General features: G+C 68.5%; 24 protein-coding genes. 13 read left to right on the forward strand and 11 right to left on the reverse strand.

Annotation, left to right across the window (positions count from 1 at the left end):
- Positions 1-28 precede the first annotated feature (28 nt).
- Entirely contained in the window at positions 29-244 is a 216-nt protein-coding gene (locus AC1RB9_RS07710; protein ID WP_003091900.1) for a TOBE domain-containing protein, read from the forward strand.
- Positions 245-423: 179 nt separating this feature from the next.
- Here AC1RB9_RS07710 and AC1RB9_RS07715 read toward each other — a convergent pair whose 3' ends face one another.
- From AC1RB9_RS07715 to AC1RB9_RS07740, 6 genes are all read right to left on the reverse strand, one after another.
- On the reverse strand, positions 424-762 hold the full coding sequence (locus tag AC1RB9_RS07715; RefSeq protein ID WP_003091899.1) for a HopJ type III effector protein: 339 nt from the start codon (positions 760-762) through the stop codon (positions 424-426).
- A 51-nt stretch (positions 763-813) separates the two neighbouring features.
- The gene (locus AC1RB9_RS07720) at positions 814-1,125 is read right to left on the reverse strand and encodes a DUF1244 domain-containing protein (protein WP_003091898.1); all 312 of its coding nucleotides are present in this window, start codon (positions 1,123-1,125) and stop codon (positions 814-816) included.
- 128 nt (positions 1,126-1,253) lie between these two features.
- Entirely contained in the window at positions 1,254-1,625 is a 372-nt protein-coding gene (gene folX / locus AC1RB9_RS07725; protein ID WP_003091897.1) for a dihydroneopterin triphosphate 2'-epimerase, read from the reverse strand.
- A gap of 1 nt (position 1,626) precedes the next feature.
- The gene (gene folE, locus AC1RB9_RS07730) at positions 1,627-2,187 is read right to left on the reverse strand and encodes a GTP cyclohydrolase I FolE (RefSeq protein ID WP_003091896.1); all 561 of its coding nucleotides are present in this window, start codon (positions 2,185-2,187) and stop codon (positions 1,627-1,629) included.
- 17 nt (positions 2,188-2,204) lie between these two features.
- The gene (folM, locus tag AC1RB9_RS07735) at positions 2,205-2,909 is read right to left on the reverse strand and encodes a dihydromonapterin reductase (protein WP_003091895.1); all 705 of its coding nucleotides are present in this window, start codon (positions 2,907-2,909) and stop codon (positions 2,205-2,207) included.
- A gap of 110 nt (positions 2,910-3,019) precedes the next feature.
- Positions 3,020-3,577 carry a putative antibiotic biosynthesis monooxygenase gene (locus AC1RB9_RS07740; protein WP_003102317.1) on the reverse strand — a complete coding sequence of 186 codons (558 nt, stop codon included), beginning with the start codon at positions 3,575-3,577 and terminating at the stop codon, positions 3,020-3,022.
- Between the two features lie 279 nt (positions 3,578-3,856).
- On the opposite strand from AC1RB9_RS07740, the gene AC1RB9_RS07745 reads away from it, so the two are divergent.
- Positions 3,857-4,309 (forward strand): flavodoxin, encoded by a 453-nt coding sequence (locus AC1RB9_RS07745; RefSeq protein WP_003102319.1) that lies wholly within the window; start codon positions 3,857-3,859, stop codon positions 4,307-4,309.
- A gap of 503 nt (positions 4,310-4,812) precedes the next feature.
- Here AC1RB9_RS07745 and AC1RB9_RS07750 read toward each other — a convergent pair.
- Complete coding sequence (locus tag AC1RB9_RS07750) at positions 4,813-5,706, reverse strand: LysR family transcriptional regulator (RefSeq protein ID WP_003114492.1); 894 nt, start codon at positions 5,704-5,706, stop codon at positions 4,813-4,815.
- A 95-nt stretch (positions 5,707-5,801) separates the two neighbouring features.
- Between AC1RB9_RS07750 and AC1RB9_RS07755 the strand changes: the two genes are divergently transcribed.
- From AC1RB9_RS07755 to AC1RB9_RS07785, 7 genes are all read left to right on the forward strand, one after another.
- Positions 5,802-6,191: a CidA/LrgA family protein gene (locus AC1RB9_RS07755; RefSeq protein WP_003091885.1), complete on the forward strand. Its 390-nt coding sequence runs from the start codon at positions 5,802-5,804 to the stop codon at positions 6,189-6,191.
- Entirely contained in the window at positions 6,178-6,864 is a 687-nt protein-coding gene (locus tag AC1RB9_RS07760; RefSeq protein ID WP_003102323.1) for an LrgB family protein, read from the forward strand. Before AC1RB9_RS07755 ends, AC1RB9_RS07760 begins: the two co-directional genes overlap by 14 nt.
- Before the next feature lie 128 nt (positions 6,865-6,992).
- On the forward strand, positions 6,993-7,772 hold the full coding sequence (locus AC1RB9_RS07765; RefSeq protein WP_003114490.1) for a class II aldolase/adducin family protein: 780 nt from the start codon (positions 6,993-6,995) through the stop codon (positions 7,770-7,772).
- Positions 7,769-8,665: an alpha/beta fold hydrolase gene (locus AC1RB9_RS07770; protein WP_003102328.1), complete on the forward strand. Its 897-nt coding sequence runs from the start codon at positions 7,769-7,771 to the stop codon at positions 8,663-8,665. Before AC1RB9_RS07765 ends, AC1RB9_RS07770 begins: the two co-directional genes overlap by 4 nt.
- A 98-nt stretch (positions 8,666-8,763) precedes the next feature.
- The gene (locus AC1RB9_RS07775) at positions 8,764-9,057 is read left to right on the forward strand and encodes a hypothetical protein (RefSeq protein WP_003111018.1); all 294 of its coding nucleotides are present in this window, start codon (positions 8,764-8,766) and stop codon (positions 9,055-9,057) included.
- Between the two features lie 115 nt (positions 9,058-9,172).
- Positions 9,173-10,084 (forward strand): SDR family oxidoreductase, encoded by a 912-nt coding sequence (locus AC1RB9_RS07780; RefSeq protein WP_003102332.1) that lies wholly within the window; start codon positions 9,173-9,175, stop codon positions 10,082-10,084.
- Positions 10,085-10,200: 116 nt separating this feature from the next.
- Complete coding sequence (locus tag AC1RB9_RS07785) at positions 10,201-10,971, forward strand: crotonase/enoyl-CoA hydratase family protein (protein WP_003091874.1); 771 nt, start codon at positions 10,201-10,203, stop codon at positions 10,969-10,971.
- Positions 10,972-10,990: 19 nt separating this feature from the next.
- On the opposite strand, the gene AC1RB9_RS07790 is transcribed toward AC1RB9_RS07785, so the two are convergent.
- The 3 genes from AC1RB9_RS07790 to AC1RB9_RS07800 all read right to left on the reverse strand — a co-directional run bounded on the left by AC1RB9_RS07790 (position 10,991) and on the right by AC1RB9_RS07800 (position 13,610).
- A complete protein-coding gene (locus AC1RB9_RS07790) occupies positions 10,991-11,335 on the reverse strand; it encodes a cupin domain-containing protein (protein ID WP_003091873.1) in 345 nt (114 codons plus the stop codon).
- 34 nt (positions 11,336-11,369) lie between these two features.
- Complete coding sequence (locus AC1RB9_RS07795; RefSeq protein ID WP_003102335.1) at positions 11,370-12,776, reverse strand: NAD(P)/FAD-dependent oxidoreductase; 1,407 nt, start codon at positions 12,774-12,776, stop codon at positions 11,370-11,372.
- 90 nt (positions 12,777-12,866) lie between these two features.
- Complete coding sequence (locus AC1RB9_RS07800; protein WP_003119583.1) at positions 12,867-13,610, reverse strand: AraC family transcriptional regulator; 744 nt, start codon at positions 13,608-13,610, stop codon at positions 12,867-12,869.
- A 284-nt stretch (positions 13,611-13,894) separates the two neighbouring features.
- Here AC1RB9_RS07800 and AC1RB9_RS07805 point away from each other — a divergent pair, with 284 nt between their 5' ends.
- The 3 genes from AC1RB9_RS07805 (at position 13,895) to AC1RB9_RS07815 (ending at position 19,712) form a co-directional block, all read left to right on the forward strand.
- The gene (locus tag AC1RB9_RS07805) at positions 13,895-15,652 is read left to right on the forward strand and encodes a DUF1302 domain-containing protein (protein WP_003453333.1); all 1,758 of its coding nucleotides are present in this window, start codon (positions 13,895-13,897) and stop codon (positions 15,650-15,652) included.
- A gap of 56 nt (positions 15,653-15,708) precedes the next feature.
- Complete coding sequence (locus AC1RB9_RS07810) at positions 15,709-17,079, forward strand: DUF1329 domain-containing protein (RefSeq protein WP_003111022.1); 1,371 nt, start codon at positions 15,709-15,711, stop codon at positions 17,077-17,079.
- 149 nt (positions 17,080-17,228) lie between these two features.
- A complete protein-coding gene (locus tag AC1RB9_RS07815; RefSeq protein WP_003453331.1) occupies positions 17,229-19,712 on the forward strand; it encodes a LuxR C-terminal-related transcriptional regulator in 2,484 nt (827 codons plus the stop codon).
- 6 nt (positions 19,713-19,718) lie between these two features.
- Here AC1RB9_RS07815 and AC1RB9_RS07820 read toward each other — a convergent pair whose 3' ends face one another.
- The gene (locus tag AC1RB9_RS07820) at positions 19,719-20,531 is read right to left on the reverse strand and encodes a SirB1 family protein (protein ID WP_003162663.1); all 813 of its coding nucleotides are present in this window, start codon (positions 20,529-20,531) and stop codon (positions 19,719-19,721) included.
- Between the two features lie 245 nt (positions 20,532-20,776).
- Here AC1RB9_RS07820 and AC1RB9_RS07825 point away from each other — a divergent pair, with 245 nt between their 5' ends.
- Complete coding sequence (locus tag AC1RB9_RS07825; RefSeq protein ID WP_003091859.1) at positions 20,777-21,802, forward strand: Leu/Phe/Val dehydrogenase; 1,026 nt, start codon at positions 20,777-20,779, stop codon at positions 21,800-21,802.
- Positions 21,803-21,855 lie beyond the last annotated feature (53 nt).

Consider the following 21,855-nt stretch of genomic DNA (forward strand, 5'->3'; position numbering starts at 1 on the left):
CGTTCCGAATCCCCCCAGGAGAAACGCCATGACCATCAAAGCCATCAACGTTCGTAACCAGTTCAAGGGCACCGTGAAGGAAATCATCGAAGGGCCGGTGCTCTCCGAGATCGACGTGCAGACCGCCGCCGGGATCGTCACTTCGGTGATCACCACGCGTTCGGTGAAGGAACTGGAGCTGGCCATCGGTAGCGAAGTGATCGCCTTCGTCAAGTCCACCGAGGTCTCCATCGCCAAGCTGTGACGCTGGCTGCGCCGCGCTTGCGGCGGCGAGAAGGGCGGGGACCCCGATGGGGCCCCGCCTTTTTTCGTCGCGTATCGGCAAGGCCGGCCGGTGGCGACGGCTGGCGTGGGTCGCTATGGAGCGGTCGGTAGGGCGAATAACCGCTCGCGGTTATCCGCCGTGGGGGCGACCGGGACTTCTCAGCCCCGGCGCGACAGGGGCTGGCGCTCGAAATGCACGCCGGCCAGGCCGGTCTGTTGCAGGGCGCGGATGTTGGCGTGGTCGTCGCCTTCCGGGTTGTCGCGCACCGCACGGTAGTGCTCGCCGAAGGCCAGCAGGGTTTCCTCGAGGCTGAGGCCCTCGAGGATGGCGAAGCCCAGGGTCTTGCAGGAACCTTCGTTCTGCCCGGCCGGGTTGCTCACGCTGCCGTTGTCGAAGGCGCTCGGCGTGTAGCTGTAGTGCTCGGCGATGAACGCCAGGGTGTCGGTGAACAGGTGGTGTTCGCTGCGCAGACGCGCGCGGAAGTCGGTCAGGGTCATCGAAACAGGCTCATGGTGTCTGGGGCAGGGTTGGCAAGGGGCCCGGTGGCCTCAGGCGTTGCCCTGGCTCTTGGCGAAGGCGGCCTGTTGTTCCGGGCTCGCTTCTTTCTGGTACTTGGCTTTCCACTCGGCATAGGGCATGCCGTAGATCTCTTCGCGGGCCTGGTCATTGCTGACTTCCACCCCGAGGTCGTCGGCGGCGGCCTTGTACCACTTGGACAGGCAGTTGCGGCAGAAACCGGCGAGGTTCATCAGGTCGATGTTCTGCACGTCCTTGCGGGTCTGCAAATGATGGACCAGGGTGCGGAAGGCGGCGGCTTCGAGTTCCAGGCGTTGCTGTTCGGTGAGGTTGGCTGCGGTCATGGCGGTGTTTCTCGACGATGGCTCGGGGCAGGGTGAAGGCACAGGGCCAGGTCCGGCGATGATAAGAGTTGGCGTGGCCGGCGGGCAACGCTTGTGCGCGTCTTCGCGCGGTTCGCTCGTCGGCCGCCTCAGCGGTGGCCGGCGAGGGTGATCGAGACCGACTCGGCGAAGCGCAGCGCGTGCGGCTTGTCCACTTCCACCTCGGCGTAGCGTACCGCCGGGTTCTCCATCACCAGGTCGAGGATTTCCTGGGTCATCCGTTCGAGCAGGGCGAAGCGGTTCTCCTCGACGTGGCGGATGATCGCCTTGGTGATGGTGCGGTAGTTCAGCGCGTGCTCGATGTCGTTGACCTCCACGGCGTCCGCGGCCGGGTAGAGGATGGTCAGGTTGATCAGCACGTCCTGCTTGTTGAGGATTTCCTCCTCCTTGATCCCGATGAAGGTGCGCAGGCGCAGGTCCTTGACGCGGATTCGCGCCATTCCCGGTTCCAGTCGCGGCATGTCACTTGCTCCTTCCGATCAATTGCAGAAATTCCTGGCGGGTGGTGTTCGAGTCGCGGAACGCGCCGAGCATCACCGAGGTGAACATCTGCGAGTTCTGCTTCTCCACCCCGCGCATCATCATGCACATGTGCTGGGCCTCGATCACTACCGCCACGCCGGCGGCGCTGGTCACCTGGCGGACCGCCTCGGCGATCTGCCGGGTGAGGTTCTCCTGGATCTGCAGGCGGCGGGCGAACATGTCGACGATCCGCGCCACCTTCGACAGGCCGAGCACCTTGCCGGTGGGAATGTACGCCACATGAGCCTTGCCGATGAAGGGCAGGAGGTGGTGTTCGCACAGGGAGTACAGCTCGATGTCGCGGACGATGACCATTTCATCGTTGTCCGAGGCGAACAGCGCGCCGTTGACGATTTCCTCCAGGGTCTGGCCATAGCCGTGGCAGAGGTACTGCATGGCCTTGGCCGCGCGCTTCGGGGTGTCGAGCAGGCCTTCGCGCTGCGGGTCTTCGCCGAGACCGACGAGGATCTCCCGGTAATGCTGGGAAAGTGCTGGGTTCATAAGGGGTCCTTGGCGCCTCACTTGACGTGGCGGCCGCCGTTCACGGTCAGGGTGGTCCCGGTGACGTAGGGGTTGTCCAACAGGTAGCGAAGGCTCTGGTAGATGACTTCCGGCCCCGGTTCGATGCCGAGGGCGGATTTCGCCAGGGTGCGGGCGCGGTATTCGGCGTCGTCCCCGTCGTTGAACATCACCAGTGCCGGTGAAATGGCGTTGACCTTGATCCTCGGCGCGAAGCGCGCGGCGAACGACAGGGTCAGGTTGTCCAGCCCGGCCTTGCTCGCGCAGTAGGCGATACGCCGGGCGCTGCCCTTGCGCGCCACGTCGTCGGTGAGGTGGACGATGTCGGCAGGCTGCGAGCGTTCCAGCAGCTCGGCGCAGTGCAGGTTGATCAGGTAGGGCGCGAGCATGTGCACGCTGAACAGTTGCTGGAACGCCTCGGCTTCGTGGCCGGGCGTCTCGGCGACCCAGTCCGAGGCGTTGTGGACGATCGCTCGCAGGCTGTCGGTATGCTGTCGGAGGGCCCCGATGAAGGCGAAGATGCCGGCCTCGCTGGCGAAGTCGGCGTGCAGGGTCAGCGCGCCGGCCTGGCGCAGTTCGTCCAGCGCCGGGCGTTCGCTGCGGTAGCTGACGATCACCGACTCGCCGTCGGCCAGCAGGCGGCGGGCGCAATGCAGGCCGACACGCTGGCTGGCGCCGGTGATCAGGATCGGGGCTGTCGCCATGGGACTCTCACAGCAGGCGAAGGGAATCGGATGGATGCAGGGTACCCGACTGAGCCAGTCGGGCAAAGCCTTGCGCTACGGCCCACCCCGCCGGGGTGGGCGGCAAGCCGTCAGTGCGCTTCCGGCAGGCTGGCGGCGCGCTGCGGGCGGCGGTGCAGCCAGGGGGCGAGCAGACGGCTGGAGAGAGGGATGAACCAGTAGGTCATCAACGGGGTGAGGACCAGGGTGCTGAGCAGCACCCGCGCGGCCAGCGACAGCTCGCCGAGGTAGGGGCCGGCGCCGAGGTTGAAGGCCAGCGAGACCGGGAAGAACGCGAGCCAGATCGCCACGCTCTGCTTCCAGCGCGGCGGTTTGCGGTTGTCGTCGAACCAGGCGGCGAGTCCGTGGGCGCGGCGCTCGCGCGGTTCGTCGAAGAGTCCCTGGCCGCGTTCGAGCCAGGCCTGGCGCGAGGCGGAGTGGGCCCAGGCGGCGAGGGTGGCGTCGTCGGCGAAGCGAAAGATCATCTGGAATTCGTCTCCGCCGGCGGGCGGCGCCAGCGCCCCGGAGCCGAGGTAGCCGGGGAAGTCGGCGGCGAGGGCTTCGCCTTCGCGCTGCCAGGCGAGGAAGTCGCGGTAACGGCCGGCGGCGACGCGGCGGGCCACCAGCAGGGTAACGGGAGCGGTAGACATCGTGTATCTCCTGGAACGGTTGAGCGCGCTTCGTGGGCGCCCTCGGACAACGGCGCAGCGCCGGGGGTGGTGGGCTGCGTCGGAGGACAGGCAAGGATCGTTCCCGGCGTGGTGGCGAAGGTTCGCTGCCGTGTCTACGGCAGCGCGATGACATCCCGATGACAGGGCGCGCACCGAAATGGTGCTTTTGCGGCCTGTCTGCATTGATTCGGTGCGTCCCGCTCGGCGAACGCATGCGGCATAATGCCCGGCTTACCCCTGTTGGCTTACGGAGTGTTCATGAAAGTCGCCATTCTCTCCGGCTCGGTCTACGGCACCGCCGAAGAAGTCGCCCGGCACGCCCAGAAATTGCTGTCCGCGGCCGGCCTCGAGGCCTCCCATCTGCCCCGCGCCAGCCTCGACGAACTCAAGGCCTTCGCCCCCGAGGCATTCCTGGTGGTGACCTCGACCACCGGCATGGGCGAACTGCCGGACAACCTGCAACCGCTGTACTACGCGATCCGCGACCAACTGCCGGCCTGGCACGGCCTGCCGGGCGGGGTCATCGGCCTGGGCGATTCGAGCTACGGCGACACGTTCTGCGGTGGCGGCGAGCAGGTTCGCGAACTGTTCGGCGAACTGGGCGTGCGCGAAGTGCTGCCGATGCTGCGCCTGGATGCCAGCGAAACCGTTACCCCCGAGACCGACGCCGAGCCTTGGCTGGCCGAGTTCGCCGCCGCCCTCAAGGGCTGATCCCGGGCGTACCCCGCCGAGGCGGCGGATAACCGCGTGGCGGTTATTCGCCGAAACGCCTGCCGAGGTGGCGGATAACCGCGTAGCGGTTATTCGCCCTACACGGGGAGGGAGCAAGCGGTAGGGCGAATAACGCCCCAGGCGTTATCCGCCGAAACGCCTGCCGAGGTGGCGGATAACCGCGTAGCGGTTATTCGCCCTGCACGGGGAGGGAGCAAGCGGTAGGGCGAATAACGCCCCAGGCGTTATCCGCCGAAACGCCTGCCCAGGCGGCGGATAACCGCGTGGCGGTTATTCGCCCTACACGGGGAGGGAGCAAGCGGTAGGGCGAATAACGCCCCAGGCGTTATCCGCCGAAACGCCTGCCGAGGCGGCGGATAACCGCGTGGCGGTTATTCGCCCTACACGGGGAGGGAGCAAGCGGTAGGGCGAATAACGCCCCCAGGCGTTATCCGCCGAAACGCCTGCCGAGGCGGCGGATAACCGCGTGGCGGTTATTCGCCCTACGCCGGGCTTTCCTCCAGCGGCTGCTCGCGCAGCAGCTCCAGCCAGGCCTGCGCCGCCCGCGACAGGTAGCCGCCACGGCGCCAGATGAAGGCGATGTCCCAGCGCAGGTCCGGCTCCCTGAGCAGGACCCGCACCACTCCCGGGCGTTCGATCTCGCGAGCGATCACCCGTGGTAGCAGCACCACTCCCTGGTTGGCCGCCACCAGCGCGCCGAGGAAGTCGGCCTGGCCGCTGCGGCCGCCTTCGCGCGGGCTGAAGCCGGCCTCCAGGCAGGCGCGCAGCAGGCGGTCGTTGAGGGTGAAGCTCTGCTGGTAGAGCAGGAACGGGCTGTCCGCCAGTTCGCCGAGGGCGACGCTGGCGGCAGCGGCCTTGGGATGCCCGGCCGGCAGCAGCACGTCCAGCGGTTCGTTGCAGAACGGCTGGTAGTCGAAGCCGTCGTCCGCCGGGGTGAGGCTGCCGGCCAGTTCCAGCTCGCCGGCCAGCACCGCCTGCTCCATGGTCTTGCTGCCGCCTTCCACCAGGTGCACGGCGATGTTCGGATAGCGCCGCCGGTATTCGGCGAAGCGTTGGGCGAACAGCGCGTCGGCGCCGAGCAGCGGCAGGCCCAGGCGCAGTTCGCCGCGGTTGAGCTGGCTGAGGTCGTCCAGTTCGCTGAGCAGGTCGCGGCGCAGCCGCAGCATCTCCTCGGCGCGGCGAAACACCACGGCGCCGGCGTCGGTCAGGCGCACGTGCGGCCCGTTGCGTTCCAATACCTGCACGCCAAGGCTCTGCTCCAGTTGGGCGACCTGCTTGCTGATGGTCGACTGGCTGGCGTGGCGGACCTGAGCCGCCTGGGTGAAGCTGCCCTGGCGGACCACTTCGACGAAGCTGCGGAGTTGACGGAATTCCATTCTGGAATGGCTCTCATGCGGACAATTCGCTTTGGGGATGATAGGCCGGGCCTTATCCTTTCTCCATCCCCGATTTCCCAGCCAAGGCCTTTCCCATGTTGCCCCCGCTCGTCCGCCGTCTGTCCCGCCTTGCCGCCGAACTGGCGGTACTCATCGCCTTCTGGTGGGCCGGCGGCTGGCTGGCGAAGGCCATCGGCCTGCCGCTGCCGGGCGGGGTGGTCGGCCTGGCGGCACTGTTGCTGCTGTTCGCCAGCGGCCTGCTGCGTCCGGCCTGGCTGCAGGCCGGCGCCGGCCTGTTGCTGGCGGAGATGTTGCTGTTCTTCATCCCGGCGCTGATGAGCCTGCTCGACTACGGCGCGCTGCTACGCAGCGAGGGCTGGCGCATCCTCCTGGTGATCATGCTCAGCACCCTGCTGGTGATGCTGGTCACCGCGGTGTCGGTGGAGTGGATGTGCCGCTGGAGGGCGCGCCATGAGTCTCGATAAGCAAGCCCTGTTCTGGTTGGCGGCGACCGTCGGCGGCTACCTGCTGAGCCGCCAGCTGTACCGCCGGGTGAAGTGGTACTGGCTGTCGCCCATCGTGTTCGTCCCGGTGCTGCTCTATGCCCTGGCGATTCCCACCCATACCCGCTACGCCGACTACGCTCGCGACACCAATTGGCTGGTGGCGCTGCTCGGTCCGGCGACGGTGGCCTTCGCCATCCCGATCTGGCAGCAGCGCGAGCTGCTGATGCGCCACTGGCCGGCGCTGCTGGCCGGGATGTTCGCCGGCACCGCGGTGGCCATCGGCAGCTCCTGGGCGCTGGCCCAGGCCCTGGCGCTGGACGGCCAGGTCACGCTGTCGTTGCTGCCGCGCTCGATCACCACGCCGTTCGCCATGGAGATGTCCCACGACCTGGGCGGCGTGCCGGAACTGACCGCCGCCTTCGTGATGATCACCGGGGTGTTCGGCGCGGTGATCGGCGGCACCCTGCTGCGCGTCCTGCGCTTGCGCACGCCGCTGGCCCGCGGCGCGCTGTTCGGCGTCGGCGCGCACGGCGCCGGCACCAGTCGGGCCTACGAGTTCGGCGGCGAGGAAGGTTCGGCGGCCGGTCTGCTGATGGTTCTCACCGGGCTGTTCAACCTGCTGGTCGCGCCCCTGGTCGCCCACTGCCTGTAGCCTGCGCGCATAGGCCGGCTGAATCCTCCGCCATTCAGCCGGCGCGCGAGTGTAAGCCCGGCGACAGTCGCCGGAGGAGGGCGGGGCTAGACTGCGGGCATCCGATAACGACAAAAGAGGATGCCGCCGTGACCGCCGTTCACTCCCTGCCCGCCGATGTGCAAGCCCAGGTCTCCGCCGCCGAATGGCAGACCCGTGTCGATCTCGCTGCCTGCTACCGGCTGGTCGCCCTGCACGGTTGGGACGACCTGATCTTCACCCACATCTCGGCCAAGGTGCCGGGCACCGAGGACTTCCTGATCAACCCGTTCGGCCTGATGTTCCACGAGATCACCGCCTCCAGCCTGGTGAAGGTGGATGCCAGCGGCAAGAAGCTGATGGACAGCCCCTACGAGATCAACCCGGCCGGCTACACCATCCATAGCGCGGTGCACGAGGTCCGCCACGACGTCGAGTGCGTGCTGCACACCCATACCGCCGCGGGGATCGCGGTGTCCTGCCAGAAGCAGGGCCTGTTGCCGCTGTCGCAGCAATCGTTGTTCGTGCTCTCCAGCCTGTCCTACCACGCCTACGAGGGCGTCGCCCTGAACCATGAGGAAAAGGCCCGCCTGCAGGCCGACCTGGGGGCCAGCAATTTCCTGATCCTGCCCAACCACGGCCTGCTCACCTGCGGCGGTTCCATCGCCGATACCTTCCTCATGATGTTCACCCTGCAACGCGCCTGCGAGGTACAGGTGATGGCGCAGAGCGGCGGCGCCGAGCTGATCCACATCCCGGGGCAGATCCTCGCCGGCGCGCGCGACATGATCGCCGGGGTGATGCGCAGCAAGACCGGCATGGGCGGCCAGCTCGCCTGGCCGGCGCTGCTGCGCAAGCTCGACCAGCAGAACCCGGGCTACCGCCAGTGACCGCGGCGCTGCCCGGCATTCCACTGGAGGCCTGGCGGAGGCGGGGCCGCACCCTGGATTTCAAGGGCTTCCCGATCCGCTACTGGGAAGCCGGGCAGGGTCGGCCGTTGCTGCTGATCCACGGTTTTCCCAGCGCCGCCTGGGACTGGCACTACCTCTGGGAGCCGCTGGCGCAGCGCTACCGCGTGCTGGTCTGCGACCTGCTCGGCTTCGGCGATTCGGCCAAGCCGCGCGCCCATCGCTACAGCCTGCTGGAGCAGGCCGACCTGCAACAGGCGCTGCTCGGCCGCCTGGGAATCGACGAGCCGCTGCACGTGCTGGCCCACGACTACGGCGACAGCGTCGCCCAGGAACTGCTCGCCCGCCATCACGAAGGCCGGCTGCGGCTCGCCTCCTGCGTGTTCCTCAATGGTGGGCTGTTCCCGGAAACGCACCGCCCGGTGCTCAGCCAGAAGCTGTTGCTGAGCCCGTTGGGCGGGCTGTTCGGCCGGCTGTTCGACCGCCGCGCCCTGGCGCGCAACTTCGCCAAGGTCTTCGGCCCGCGCAGCCAGCCCGGCGAGACCGAGCTGGATGCCTTCTGGAGCCTGATCGAAAGCAACCAGGGGCAGCGGGTGATGCATCGCCTGATCCGCTACATCGTCGACCGCCGCGAGCAGCGTGAGCGCTGGGTGGCGGCGTTGCAGCACGGCGGGGTGCCGTTGCGGGTGATCGACGGCGCCGTCGACCCGATCTCCGGGGCGCACATGGTCGAGCGCTACCGGCAACTGGTCGCCGATGCCGACTGCGTGCTGCTCGATGGCATCGGCCATTATCCGCAGATCGAAGCGCCGGCGGCGGTGCTCGAACATTACCTGGCGTTTCGCGCCCGACTGGATGATTCAGAGTTTTCTTAAGCGAGTTTGAGATTGCAGCAAGTGCCATCGCGCAAGGATCGGGGCTAGGGTGCTGGCGCCTCGCTGGACGAGGCGTTTCGTCACCCATGGAGGTCTCCATGCACGATCCCGTTTCTCCCTTGCGCGTGTTCGACGAGGGCTCCTGGTTGTTCCGCCAGATGGTGCAGGCGCAACCGTTCATCCGCCAGTCCGGGATGGTCCTCGCCGAACTCGGCCTGCTGCTGGCGCTCGGGCTCGGCTACCTGTGCTGGCAGGAAGGCAGTCGCTGGTACGCCGTCGGCGCCGGCCTCGCGTTGCTCGGCAGCCTGCTGCTGGTGGTGGTCCGGCACAACTACGACTGGTGGCTGTTCAAGCTCGGCCCGCGTGGCCGGCTGTACATTCCGTTCGACTGAAGCGGAACATCCCGCTGCCTTATCGGGCGCCATTCATGGCGGCGCGAAGCCTTGTCCCCGCCGGCGGGCTGGCCGACACTCGGGCAATCCTTCCTACTGTCCTGGAGTCCCGAACATGAGCGATGCCCTGCGTTTCGACGACCAAGTCGTGATCGTCACCGGAGCCGGCGGCGGCCTTGGCCGCGCCCACGCCCTGCTGTTCGCGAAGCATGGCGCCCAGGTGGTGGTCAACGACCTCGGCGGCAGCACCCATGGCGAAGGCGCCAGTGCCTCGGCGGCGGACAAGGTGGTGGCGGAGATCCGTGCCGCCGGCGGCACCGCGGTGGCCAACCACGACTCGGTCACGGACGGCGGCAGGATCGTGGAGAACGCGCTGGACGCCTTCGGTCGCGTCGACGTGGTGGTCAACAATGCCGGCATCCTGCGTGACAAGACCTTCCACAAGATGGAGGACGCCGACTGGGACCTGGTCTACCAGGTGCATGTCGAAGGCGCCTACAAGGTCACTCGCGCCGCCTGGCCGCACTTGCGCGAGCAGGCCTACGGGCGGGTGGTGTTCACCTCCTCGACCTCGGGCATCTACGGCAACTTCGGCCAGAGCAACTACGGCATGGCCAAGCTCGGCCTCTACGGCCTGACCCGCACCCTGGCCCTGGAAGGGCGCAAGAACAATATCCTGGTCAACGCCATCGCCCCCACCGGCGGTACGCGGATGACCGAGGGGCTGATCCCGCCGCAGGTCTTCGAGCAGCTCAAGCCGGAGCTGGTCAGCCCGCTGGTGGTCTACCTCGGCAGTTCGGCCTGCGAGGATACCTCGGGGCTCTATGAGGTCGGCGGTGGCTGGATCGGCAAGGTACGCTGGGAACGCAGCCTGGGCTTCGGCTTCGATCCGAAGGCCGGCTTCGACGCCGAGGACGTGGCCGCGCACTGGCAGCAGATCTGCGACTTCGAGAACGCCGCGCACCCGGCGGACAACGTCGAGGCGCTCCGTGAAATGATGGCCAACCTGCAGAAGCACGCGCTCTGAGACGCCCGGCGGATGCGGCGCGGCCGCGGGAAAAGGACTAAGGTGAAGACCGGCTGACGCCGGTCTTCTGCCATCCGGCCGGTGTCTTTTTTCGCTTTTTCCGCAGGGAGTCTGTCATGAGTGTCATCGTCGAACGCAACGGCCCGGTCACCACCCTGGTCATCGCTCGCCCGGAGCGGCGCAATGCGGTGGACCGGCCGACCGCCCAGGCCCTGGCCGACGCCCTGCGCGAGTTCGAAGCGGACGATACGGCGCGGGTCGCGGTACTCACCGGCAGCGGCGGCAATTTCTGCGCCGGCGCCGACCTGGCGGCGGTGGCCGAGGATGGCGAGCGGCGCAATCGCCTGGAGGCGGAGGGCGACGGACCGATGGGGCCGAGCCGCATGCAGCTCGGCAAGCCGCTGATCGCCGCCATCGAAGGCTATGCGGTGGCCGGCGGGCTGGAGCTGGCGCTGCTCGCCGACCTGCGGGTGATGGCCGAGGACGCCATCTGCGGAGTGTTCTGCCGGCGTTTCGGGGTGCCGCTGATCGATGGCGGCAGCGTGCGCCTGCCGCGGATCGTCGGGCAGGGCCGGGCGCTCGACCTGATCCTCACCGGGCGTCCGGTGAAGGCCGACGAAGCGTTGCAGATCGGCCTGGCCAACCGGGTGGTGCCGAGCGGTTCGGCGCGAGCCGAGGCCGAGGAGCTGGCGGCGGAACTCGCCGCCTTCCCGCAGACCTGCATGCTCGCCGATCGCGCCAGCGTATACGCGCAGTGGGAACTGTCCTTCGACGTGGCCCTGGCCAACGAATTCCAGGGCGGGCTGGCGGTGATCGAGAGCGGCGAGACCCTGGAGGGCGCGCAGCGCTTCAAGGACGGCGAGGGGCGCCACGGGCGCTTCGAGTGACGCCGTCGCGCCGCCCGGGCTAGCGGTGGATGATCACGTAGCTCTTGCGCACGGTTTCCTGCACATCCCACACGCCGAGACTGTTCTCCGGCAGCAGCAAGGCATCGCCGGCCTCGATGCGGATGGTCTCGCCGCCGTCCGGGGTGAAGGTGCAGCGGCCTTGCAGGAAGTGGCAGAACTCCTGCTCGACGATCTGCCGCCGCCAGCGTCCGGGGGTGCATTCCCAGATGCCGGTTTCCACCTGGTCGGTGCGCTCCACGGCGTAGGCGCGGGTCTGCGCGACCGGCTCGCCAAGGGGCACCGCGACCGGGCTGGCGGCGCCAAGATCGGCGCCGGCGGTATTTTTCAGAAGGGTCAGGGCCATGCGGTTTTTCCTCTGTGGGAGGTGGAGGGGATTCTCAGCGCATCAGGCTTTCCATGCCGGCCGCGAGGGTTTGCGCCAGGCTGCGGCGCCAGGGCGCGCTGTGCGGGTCGGCAAGGACCCGGTCCTCATGGACGAAACTGCGGATGATCGCGTTGTAGCCGAGCCAGCGGCAGGGTTCCGGTTCCCAGCGGGCCAGGCTGTCCAGCGGACGCTCGCCCAGCACCCAGGGCTGCCGCAGCAGCTCGCTGTCCTCACCGAGGATCAGCGCGGCCAGGGTGCGGCCGCCGAGGTTGCTGGCGCCGACCCCTTCGCCGCCGTAGCCGCCGGAGAGGGCGATGCCACTGGCGCGGTCGAGCAACATGTGCGGGCGGAAGCGCCGGGCCATGCCGAGGTTGCCGCCCCAGGTGTGGCTGATCCTGGCGTCCTTGAGCAGCGGGAAGAGTTCGCCGAACAGGTAGCGACGCAGGCCGACTTCCTCGTCGTCGAGGCTGAAGTCGCTGCGCAGCTTGCCGCCGAAGCGGTAGCCGCCCCGCGCGCCGAAGGCCAGGCGGTCGTCGGCGGTGCGCTGGCCGTAGGTGACCTGGCGGCTGAATTCGCTGAAGGCCTGGCCGCGCTCCAGGCCGATCTCCGCCCAGACCGACGACGGCAGCGGCTCGGTGGCCACCAGCAGACTCTGCACCGGCAACTGGTAGTGGCCCAGCGGCGGCAGGCTGGCGGCGTAGCCTTCCACTGCCGGTACGATCCATTCGGCGCGCAGTTCGCCGCGCTCGGTGCGCAGCAGGCCGCGTTGCCAGTGCAGCACCCGGCTCTTCTCGAACAGCCGCACGCCCAGGCGCTCCACCGCGCGGGCCAGGCCGCGCGCGAGCCTGGCCGGCTGGATGGTGGCGCAGTGCGGCGAATGGATCGCCCCGTAGCTGCCGGGGATGCGCAACTGCTGGTCGAGTTCCTGCGGCGTCAGCCAGCGGTAGTCGCTTTCGTCCAGGCCTTCGGCATAGAGATCATGCAGATAGGCGCGCAGGCGGCGTTCCTGTTCCGGGTAGCGCGCCGCGCAGTAGAGCACGCCGCCCTTGCGGTAGTCGCAGTCGATGCCTTCCTCTTGCAGCACCCGCGCGACTTCGTCGGGAATCCCGTGCAGCAGGTCGTAGCCGGCCCGGCGCCGCTCCGGCGGCAAGCCGGCGAGCAGGCCGTCCTCGCCGAGCAGGTTGCCCATCAGCCAGCCGCCGTTGCGCCCCGAGGCGCCGAAGCCGGCGGTTTCTGCCTCGACGATGGCGACGCGCAACTGCGGCGCCCGGCGCTTCAGGTAATAGGCGGTCCAGAGGCCGGTGTAGCCGGCGCCGACGATGGCCACGTCGACCTCGAGGGATTCTTCCAGGGACGGGCGCGCTTCGAGCGGATCGTCCAGTTGATTCATCCACAGGCTGAGGTGGCGCCAGGCCGACATAGAGGGCTCCATAGCGAGAGGGAAGGGGGAATGCGGCGAGAGTAGGAAGATGCCGTGCGCCTGTCGTGCGCGCGGGTCCGCTGGGAAATCTCAGCGGCGCGACGACAGGCGCTTCAGGTATTCGCGCGGAGACTGGCCGGTGTGCTGGCGGAAGCAGCGGTAGAAGGCCGACAGCGAATTGAAGCCGGCGGCGAAGGCCAGTTCGTCGACCCGTCCGGGCAGCTCGCCGGAAAGCTGGCCGAGCAGGTGTTGCAGGCGGGTCTGGTTGACGTACTGGTAGAAGCTCAGGCCGAGCACCTGGTTGAGCAGGTAGGAAATCTGGTTGCGCGTATAGCCGGTGGCATTGGCCACCTGGGTCAGGTCCAGGTCCGGATCGAGATAGGGCTGGGCCTGCTGGAAGTAGTGCTCCAGGTCGCGTGCCAGCAGGCTCAGCTGCTTGGCCGAAAGCCCCAGGCGGCTGGCCGGCGGCCGGCCGTCGCCGCCGGCCTGGGCTCCGCCGCCGCTTTCGTGGACCAGCGAGGCGTATTCGTTGATGCGCCAGATCAGGCCGTCGCGCACGGTGATCGCCTCGCTGGCGCGGAACGAAGCCAGGCGGCCGCTGAGGGTCACCCGCAGGCGGTACTGGATGAAGGCGGTATCGCCGTCGAAGCGGATACGGTCGGTGTGCTCCAGCGACTCGTCGGGGCCCTTGGGCATGGTCGCCTCGACGTACTCGCGGAGATCGGCCAGGCGCATCCGGCGGTTCTGGAAGAAGTCGTTGTATTCGACCTCGGGATGATAGAGCGCCATCACCGCGTCGATGTCGCGGTGCTTCCAGCTGAGGTGGTAGCGCATGACCGTCTCGCGGGTGGCGTCGGCGAGGTCGCGGTCGGCGGGAATGGTCTGTTCGGGCTGCATGCAGCGAAGGATGCCATCGCCGCCGCCGGCGGAACAGTGCCGCGCCGTCATCCATGCACTGGATGACGGCGTATCCATCCTGCATATGGCGTTCGCCGAGGCGCTTTCCAGGGCCCCTGTTCACTCTTTCGGGCGACAGCCGGAATACCTCCTTGGTGCGCTTACCGCCGTTCGGGCCGCTGGGTAGGGTGTAGCCACCTCGACCCTGTCAGGAGAGCCGCATGACAACAACAAAAAGGCGCGGAATCTTCCCTCTGCACGCACTCGCTGCGGCCACAGTCCTGGGTTGCGCCACCCAGGCCTCGGCCGTGTCATTCAACATCGGGGAGATCGAAGGGCAATTCGACTCGTCGCTGTCGGTGGGGGCCAGCTGGTCCATGCGTTCCGCCGACAAGGACTACATCGGCACCCGCAACGGCGGCCACGCCTCGTCGCAGACCTCCGACGACGGCCGGCTCAACTTCAAGAAGGGCGAAACCTTCTCGAAGATCTTCAAGGGCATCCACGATCTCGAACTCAAGTACGGCGACACCGGCGCGTTCTTCCGTGGCAAGTACTGGTACGACTTCGAGCTGAAGGACGAACACCGCCTGCTCTACGACATCGACGACCACAACCGCAAGGAGGGCGCCAAGTCCTCCGGGGCGCAGTTGCTCGATGCCTTCCTCTACCACAACTACAGCATCGGCGACCTGCCCGGCAGCGTGCGGGTCGGCAAGCAGGTGGTGAGCTGGGGCGAGAGTACGTTCATCCAGAACTCGATCAACAGCATCAACCCGATGGACGTCGCCGCGTTCCGCCGGCCCGGCGCGGAGATCAAGGAAGGCCTGATCCCGGTGAACATGCTCTACCTGTCCCAGGGCATCAGCGACGCGCTGACCGTCGAAGGCTTCTACCAGTTGGAGTGGGACCAGACGGTGATCGACAACTGCGGCACCTTCTTCTCCACCACCGACGTGGTCGCCGATGGCTGCGAGCGGATGGTCTATGCCGGCAGCGACTTCGACCCGAACCCGGCTAACGGCTACCGCTATCTGCCGCGCGCCGGCGATCGCGATGCCCGCGACAGCGGCCAGTGGGGCCTGGCCCTGCGTTGGTACGCGGCGGAGCTGAACGACACCGAGTTCGGCCTGTACGCGATGAACTACCACAGTCGCAACCCGTACTACAGTGTGATCGCCGGCAACGGCCTGGCCACCTCCGACCCGGTCACCGGGCGCTCCACCGGCTATTACTTCATCGACTATCCCGAGGACATCCGCCTCTACGGCCTGAGCTTCCAGACCAACATCGGCAGCACCTCGGTGGCCGGCGAGCTGAGCTACCGGCCGAACATGCCGCTACAAATCAACAGCACCGACATGTCGATCGCCGCGATCTACCCGACCACCCTGTTCGGCAACCCGATCTACGACAGCGGCTTCGCCACCCCGCGCGCCGGCGAGGTGATCAACGGCTACGTGCGCAAGCCGGTGACCCAGGCACAGGTGACCGTCACCCAGTTCTTCGACCGGGTACTGGCGGCCGACCGCCTGACCGTGGTCGGCGAAGTCGGCTACAACCACCTCAGCGGGGTCGACGGCGACGACCTGCGCTACGGCCGCGACGCCATCTACGGCATCGGCGAACTGCCGAACAACGCCTTGTGCACCGGCGCGCTCAACGTGGCCAACCCGCAGGAGTGCAACAGCCACGGCTTCTACACCCGCAACTCGTGGGGCTATCGCCTGCGCGGGATCCTCGAATATCCCAACGTGTTCGCCGGGGTCAACCTGAAGCCGAACCTGGCCTGGTCGCACGACGTCGAGGGCTACGGGCCGAACTTCAGCGAGGGCGCCAAGGCCGTCAGCGTCGGCCTCGATGCCGACTACCAGAACACCTATACCGCCAGCATCAGCTACACCGACTTCTTCGGCGGCAACTACAACCCGATCAACGACCGCGACTTCCTCGCGGTGAGCTTCGGGGTGAACTTCTGAGGTCCGCCGCCCCTCGGGGCGGCCGCTTTCGCGGATACGAACAAGGATAACGACGCATGAAAACAGCACGACTCCTGTCCTCCGGGGCGCTGGCCCTCAGCCTGCTGGCCGGTTCGGTGACGGCGGCGGTTTCGCCCGACGAGGCCGCCAAGCTCGGCAGCAGCCTGACCCCCATCGGCGCGCAGAAGGAAGGCAACGCCGACGGCAGCATCCCGGCCTGGACCGGCGGCCTCGCGGCCAGCGCCGGCAAGGTCGATGGCAAGGGCTTCCTTTCCGATCCCTTTGCCGACGAGAAGCCGCTGTTCACCATCACCGCGCAGAACGTCGAGCAATACAAGGACAAGCTCTCCGACGGCCAGTTGGCGATGTTCAAGCGCTACCCGGAAACCTACCGGATCCCGGTGTACAAGACCCATCGCACGGTGGCCCTGCCGGCCGAGATCGACGAGGCGGTCAGGCAGAGCGCGCTGAACGTGCAGCCGATCAACGACGGCAACGGCCTGTCGAATTTCGAGAAGAGCCGCTACTACGCCTTCCCGATTCCGAAGAACGGCGTCGAAGTGCTCTGGAACCACATCACCCGCTACCGCGGCGGCAACCTCAAGCGCACCATCGTCCAGGCCACCCCGCAGACCAACGGCAGCTTCACGCCGATCCGCTTCGAGGAGTCGGTGGCATTCCCGCAGAACATGCCCGACCTCGACCAGAGCAAGGCGGCCAACATCCTCACCTTCTTCAAGCAGCAGGTGACCGCGCCGGCGCGCCTGGCGGGCAACGTGCTGCTGGTCCACGAGACCCTCGACCAGGTCAAGGAGCCGCGCCTGGCCTGGGTCTACAACGCCGGCCAGCGCCGCGTGCGGCGCGCCCCGCAGGTGGCCTACGATGGCCCGGGCACCGCCGCCGACGGCCTGCGCACCTCGGATAACTTCGACATGTTCTCCGGCGCCCCGGACCGCTACGACTGGAAGCTGGTCGGCAAGCGCGAGATGTACATCCCCTACAACGCCTACAAGCTCAACGACCCGACCCTGAAGTACGGCGACATCATCAAGGCCGGGCACATCAACCAGGACCTGACCCGCTACGAGCTGCACCGGGTGTGGGAAGTGGTCGGCACGGTGAAGCCGGGCGAGCGGCACATCTACGCCAAGCGCCACATGTACATCGACGAGGACAGCTGGCAGATCGCCCTGGTCGACCACTACGACGGTCGCGGCCAGCTCTGGCGGGTCGGCGAGGGCCACGCGCAGTACCACTACGACCAGAAGGTCGCCGGCTACACCCTGGAGGCGCTCTACGACGTGATCGCCGGTCGCTACCTGGCGCTGGGCATGAACAACGAGGAGAAGCGCGGCTACGAGTTCGGCTTCAAGGCCTCGTCCGCCGACTACACGCCGGCCGCCCTGCGCAACGCCGGGGTACGCTGAGTCCCGGCCAGTCGCGACGAGCGCGTCGGCTTGTGCCGACGCGCTCGTGCGTTATGACGGCCCATCACCCGGCGCAATCATCGTTCAGCAGCGGGGCAGGCGCGGTCTAGGCTCCCGGCAAGGCGCTTCGACAGAACAAGAGCACTGCCATGACCGAGCCGACCGAGCTGCCCGCCGCCTTGCCGCGGCTGCCGCCGCAGCACCTGCCGCGGCCCCGTTTGCACCAGCCGCTGCTGCGCGGCGAATGCCGCCTGCGACTGCTCTGCGCGCCCGCCGGCAGCGGCAAGACCGTCCTCCTCGGAGAATGCGCACGGCGGGCGCCGCCTGGCGTGCAGGTGGTCTGGCTGGCGCTGGGCGGGGAAGCGCTGGACCCCGCGACCTTCCGCCGCCGCCTGGCCGGCGCTCTCGGCTTGGCCGAGGACAGCGACGAAGCGCAGCTGTGCCGGCGGCTGCGCAACGCTTCCGCGCTGTGGCTGCTGCTCGACGATTACCCACGGCATCCCGACCCCGCCCTCGACGCCTGCCTCGATCGCCTGTTGAGCGCGGCCTCGCCACGGGTGGGCTGGTGGCTGGCGAGCCGGCGGCGGCCGCAGTGCAACCTGGCGCGGTTGCTGCTGGAAGGGGAGTTGCTGGAGGTCGACGGCGGCCTGCTGGCGTTCGATGCCGACGAGGTCGCCGAACTGCTCCGCCTGCACGGGCGCAGCGCCGATGCCGCTACGGCCGGGACACTGCTGGAACGCAGCGGCGGTTGGTGCGCCGCGTTGCGCTTGCGCCTGCTGGTCGGCGAAGAGACGGCCGGACCGTTGTTGCAGGAATACCTCCAGCACGAGTTGCTCGACGAGCTGCCGCCGCCGCTGGCCGACGCCGCGCGTGCCCTGGCCTGGCTGCCGCAAGTCGGTCCGGAGCTGTTCCGCCGGCTGTTCGAGGAGCTGCCCCACGGGCTGGACGACCTGTTGGCGCGGGGCTTCCCCCTGCTGGCCGATGCGAACCAGCGCTACAGCCTGCCGCCGGCGATCCGCGAGGCCTGGCGCGAAGCGCCACAGCGCCCGCAGCGGGACTTCCACCGGGAAGCCTGCGAATGGTTCGCCGAACACGGCGAGACCCGCGAGGCGGTCGACCAGGCGCTGGCCGCCGACGAACCGGAAACCGCCGCCGGATTGTTGCAGAAGCTCACCGAGGAGCAATTGCTGCACGGCCACAACATCGGCATGGTCCTGGCCCTGCGCGACGAACTGCCGGCGGCGCTGCTGGCCAGCACGCCGCGCCTGGTGATCCTGAATGCCTGGACGCTGCTCTACGCCGGACGCCTGGCCGAAGCCGAGGACTGCATCGGCCAGTTGGCGCGCTTCCTGCCGATGCCCTCGGCGTCCCGCCAGCGGGTGCTGCTGGCGCAATGGCAGGGCTTGTTCGGGATCCTCCTGCACTGCCGCGGCGAGCGCGGCGCCGCCGACTACCTGCGCGAGGCGCTGGAGCAACTGCCGGAGGACGCCTGGTCGCAGGGACTGATCTGCCGCTCGGCGCTGATGCAACTGGCGATGATCGAGGGGCGGATGGACCAGGCGCGGTTGATCGGCCGCGATGCCTTGCGCCTGGCGCGCGAGCACGACAGCCTGATCTTCGAGGCGCTGATCGAACTGGAGCGGGCGCAGTGGCTGGAGCAGCGCGGCGAACTGCTGCGCGCGGAAGGCGTCCTCGATCGCGCCCAGCGCTACCTGGAGGACCTCGGCCAGCAGGGCAGCCCGATGCTCGGCCGGATCGCCCTGCGCCGCGCGCGCCTGTGCCTGCAGCAGGGCCGCGAGGTCGACGCCGGGCACTGGTATCGGCTGGGGCTGGAGCAGGCACGGGAGAATCTCGATCCCTGGGCGCTCTACGGCTACCTGGGACTGGCCTTGCTGGAAGCCGGGCAGGGCGACCTGGACGCGGCGTTCAACCGCCTGCTGGAGGTCGAGCGGCTGATGCAGCAGCGCCATGTCCCCGATCCGCTGTATCGCGGCGCGCTGCTGCTGGTCAGCTCCGCCCTGACCCTGCAGCAGGGAAGGCCGGCGCAGGCGCGGGAGATCCTGCTGCGGGTCCGCGCCTACTTCCAGCCGGGACGGGCGCGCCTGTCGCCGCCCTCCGAACCGGAGTTGGAAGCGCGGGTAGAGCACCAATTGGCACTGGCCGAACTCTACAGCGGCGAGGCAGCCGCCGCCGAAGCGCGGCTGCGCGGGCTGCTCGCCATTCTCGAGGCGCAGGGGCGGCAGACGCTGCTTTGCGAAGTGCGCATGGGTATCGCCGAGTGCCAGTTCCTCTCCGGACAATTGCCCCAGGCCCAGCAGACCCTGCGCAGCGGCCTGGAGCTGGCGGAGCGGCTAGGCCTGCAACTGCCGCAGCGGCGACTGCGGGATCGCCAGCCGCAACTGTTCGCCGCCCTGCCGGGGGAAGAAGAGGAGGGGCTCAGTCCGCTCAGTTGTCGGGAGCTGGCGGTGCTCGGCCTGATCGCCCAGGGCTGCTCCAACCAGGAGATCGGCGAGCAACTGTTCATTTCCCTGCACACGGTGAAGACCCACGCCCGGCGGATCAACGGCAAGCTCGGGGTGGCCCGTCGGACCCAGGCGGTGGCGAGGGCCAAGGCCCTCGGCCTGCTCGCCTGAGCGGCCTCAGTGCAGGGCGCGGCCGGTCGGCGGGGCGAGTTCGCCCAGGCGCTGGCCGAGGCGCAGTTGCTCGGTGGGATCGTCGCTGAGCAAGAGCGCGCGTTCCAGGTCGTAGCGTTCCGCCTGCGGGCAATCCAGTTGCCGATAGAGGCCGGCGCGGGCCTCGTGGTCGGCGGCGCCCACCGGGCCGAGTTCGATCACCCGCTGGGCATCCTTCAGCGCGGCCAGCGGCTCGCCGGCGGCGCTGTGCAGTTGTCGCAGGTTGCGCGACAGACGCTGGAGGATTTCCCCGGGAGAGGCCTGCTTCAGGTAGGCGGCCTGCAGTTCGCTCTTCGGCCCTTGCAGGCGCAGCAGCAGTTCGCGGCAGTCGGGGGTATAGAGGCGTCGCCCGGTGGCCGGGTCGAGCAGATGGTCGGCCTGCGGCACGCGCAGCAGGAAGCGTCCCGGGAAGTTCACTCCGACCAGCGGAATGTCCAGCCGCCGCGCCAGTTCCATGGCCACCAGCGCCAGCGACAACGGCTGTCCCTGGCGCCGCTGCAGCACCAGCGGGAGCAGGGCCGAGCGCGGTTGCAGGGGGAAGTCGTCGTCTTCGCAGAAACCCTGTTCGCTCATTCGCCGCAGCAACCCCTGGGCGCGCTCGCTGGCCGAGGCGCGGTCGTCCAGGCTGGCGCCGATCTGCCGGACGAGTTCGTCGAGCTCGCGCAGGGCGTGGGCGGGCGAATACGCCGGGAGGTGCTCCGCGGCGATCCACAGGGCCGCCTCGAACAGCGCTGGCGGTTCCTGGGCGAGACAATCGAGGCAGGCTTGACGCGGGTCCATGGCTTTCCTCCTGGTGCGCCTGGATCGCTGCGGACGGGCCGTTCGGAGCACGCCGGGGCCGGTTTCGAGCGGGCGGACCCCAAGGTTGTAACCGTCCGCCGAAGCTTCGTCCAGTACCCGGCTCGGCGAGCGCCGCCGCCTGGTCGTCGGCCTTGCGGGCGTTTCGCCGACGCCTGCCTATACTGAAGGTGCCGGGCGGCAACGGCCCGGCCCGGACAACAAGCAGCAAGCAGGGGAGCCCCAGCATGTTCGACATGATGGACGCGGCCCGGCTCGAGGGTCTCCACCTCGCCCAAGACCCGGCCACGGGACTCAAGGCCATTATCGCCATCCACAGCACGCGACTCGGCCCGGCGCTGGGTGGTTGTCGCTACCTGCCTTACCCCAACGACGAAGCCGCCATCGGCGACGCCATCCGCCTGGCCCAGGGCATGAGCTACAAGGCGGCCCTGGCCGGGCTGGAGCAGGGCGGCGGCAAGGCGGTGATCATCCGCCCGCCGCACCTGGACAATCGCGGCGCGCTGTTCGAGGCCTTCGGGCGCTTCATCGAAAGCCTCGGCGGACGCTACATCACTGCGGTGGACAGCGGTACCTCCAGCGCCGACATGGACTGCATCGCCCAGCAGACCCGCCACGTCACCAGCACCACCCAGGCCGGCGACCCCTCGCCGCATACCGCCCTCGGCGTGTTCGCCGGGATTCGCGCCAGCGCCCAGGCGCGCCTCGGCAGCGACGACCTGGAAGGCCTGCGGGTCGCGGTGCAGGGGCTCGGCCACGTCGGCTACGCATTGGCCGAGCAACTGGCGGCGGTCGGCGCCGAGCTGCTGGTCTGCGACCTCGATCCCGGCCGGGTGCAACTGGCCGTCGAGCAGCTCGGTGCCCATCCGCTGGCGCCGGAGGCATTGCTCTCCACCCCTTGCGACATCCTCGCGCCCTGCGGCCTGGGCGGCGTGCTCACCAGCCAGAGCGTCAGCCAGTTGCGCTGCGCGGCGGTGGCCGGGGCGGCGAACAACCAGTTGGAGCGGCCGGAGGTCGCCGACGAGCTGGAGGCGCGCGGCATCCTCTATGCGCCGGACTACGTGATCAACTCCGGCGGCCTGATCTACGTCGCCCTCAAGCACCGCGGCGCCGACCCGCACAGCATCACCGCGCACCTGGCGCGGATTCCCGCGCGGCTCACCGAGATCTATGCCCATGCCCAGGCCGACCACCAGTCGCCGGCGCGGATCGCCGACCGTCTGGCGGAACGGATTCTCTACGGCCCGCAGTGACGGGCCGGCGTTTCCGGCGAGGCCGCCAGCGGGCCTCGCCAGCGGCAGTGCGG

It is taken from the genome of Pseudomonas sp. 20-5 (assembly GCF_056782835.1).

Excerpts from the sequence above, each read along its gene's own strand:
- AC1RB9_RS07710 (WP_003091900.1), top strand. The coding sequence starts at position 29 with ATGACCATCAAAGCCATCAACGTTCGTAACCAGTTCAAGGGCACCGTG.
- AC1RB9_RS07715 (WP_003091899.1), bottom strand. The coding sequence starts at position 762 with ATGACCCTGACCGACTTCCGCGCGCGTCTGCGCAGCGAACACCACCTG.
- AC1RB9_RS07720 (WP_003091898.1), bottom strand. The coding sequence starts at position 1,125 with ATGACCGCAGCCAACCTCACCGAACAGCAACGCCTGGAACTCGAAGCC.
- folX (WP_003091897.1), bottom strand. The coding sequence starts at position 1,625 with ATGCCGCGACTGGAACCGGGAATGGCGCGAATCCGCGTCAAGGACCTG.
- folE (WP_003091896.1), bottom strand. The coding sequence starts at position 2,187 with ATGAACCCAGCACTTTCCCAGCATTACCGGGAGATCCTCGTCGGTCTC.
- folM (WP_003091895.1), bottom strand. The coding sequence starts at position 2,909 with ATGGCGACAGCCCCGATCCTGATCACCGGCGCCAGCCAGCGTGTCGGC.
- AC1RB9_RS07740 (WP_003102317.1), bottom strand. The coding sequence starts at position 3,577 with ATGTCTACCGCTCCCGTTACCCTGCTGGTGGCCCGCCGCGTCGCCGCC.
- AC1RB9_RS07745 (WP_003102319.1), top strand. The coding sequence starts at position 3,857 with ATGAAAGTCGCCATTCTCTCCGGCTCGGTCTACGGCACCGCCGAAGAA.
- AC1RB9_RS07750 (WP_003114492.1), bottom strand. The coding sequence starts at position 5,706 with ATGGAATTCCGTCAACTCCGCAGCTTCGTCGAAGTGGTCCGCCAGGGC.
- AC1RB9_RS07755 (WP_003091885.1), top strand. The coding sequence starts at position 5,802 with ATGTTGCCCCCGCTCGTCCGCCGTCTGTCCCGCCTTGCCGCCGAACTG.
- AC1RB9_RS07760 (WP_003102323.1), top strand. The coding sequence starts at position 6,178 with ATGAGTCTCGATAAGCAAGCCCTGTTCTGGTTGGCGGCGACCGTCGGC.
- AC1RB9_RS07775 (WP_003111018.1), top strand. The coding sequence starts at position 8,764 with ATGCACGATCCCGTTTCTCCCTTGCGCGTGTTCGACGAGGGCTCCTGG.
- AC1RB9_RS07780 (WP_003102332.1), top strand. The coding sequence starts at position 9,173 with ATGAGCGATGCCCTGCGTTTCGACGACCAAGTCGTGATCGTCACCGGA.
- AC1RB9_RS07785 (WP_003091874.1), top strand. The coding sequence starts at position 10,201 with ATGAGTGTCATCGTCGAACGCAACGGCCCGGTCACCACCCTGGTCATC.
- AC1RB9_RS07790 (WP_003091873.1), bottom strand. The coding sequence starts at position 11,335 with ATGGCCCTGACCCTTCTGAAAAATACCGCCGGCGCCGATCTTGGCGCC.
- AC1RB9_RS07795 (WP_003102335.1), bottom strand. The coding sequence starts at position 12,776 with ATGTCGGCCTGGCGCCACCTCAGCCTGTGGATGAATCAACTGGACGAT.
- AC1RB9_RS07800 (WP_003119583.1), bottom strand. The coding sequence starts at position 13,610 with ATGCGCTACCACCTCAGCTGGAAGCACCGCGACATCGACGCGGTGATG.
- AC1RB9_RS07805 (WP_003453333.1), top strand. The coding sequence starts at position 13,895 with ATGACAACAACAAAAAGGCGCGGAATCTTCCCTCTGCACGCACTCGCT.
- AC1RB9_RS07810 (WP_003111022.1), top strand. The coding sequence starts at position 15,709 with ATGAAAACAGCACGACTCCTGTCCTCCGGGGCGCTGGCCCTCAGCCTG.
- AC1RB9_RS07815 (WP_003453331.1), top strand. The coding sequence starts at position 17,229 with ATGACCGAGCCGACCGAGCTGCCCGCCGCCTTGCCGCGGCTGCCGCCG.
- AC1RB9_RS07820 (WP_003162663.1), bottom strand. The coding sequence starts at position 20,531 with ATGGACCCGCGTCAAGCCTGCCTCGATTGTCTCGCCCAGGAACCGCCA.
- AC1RB9_RS07825 (WP_003091859.1), top strand. The coding sequence starts at position 20,777 with ATGTTCGACATGATGGACGCGGCCCGGCTCGAGGGTCTCCACCTCGCC.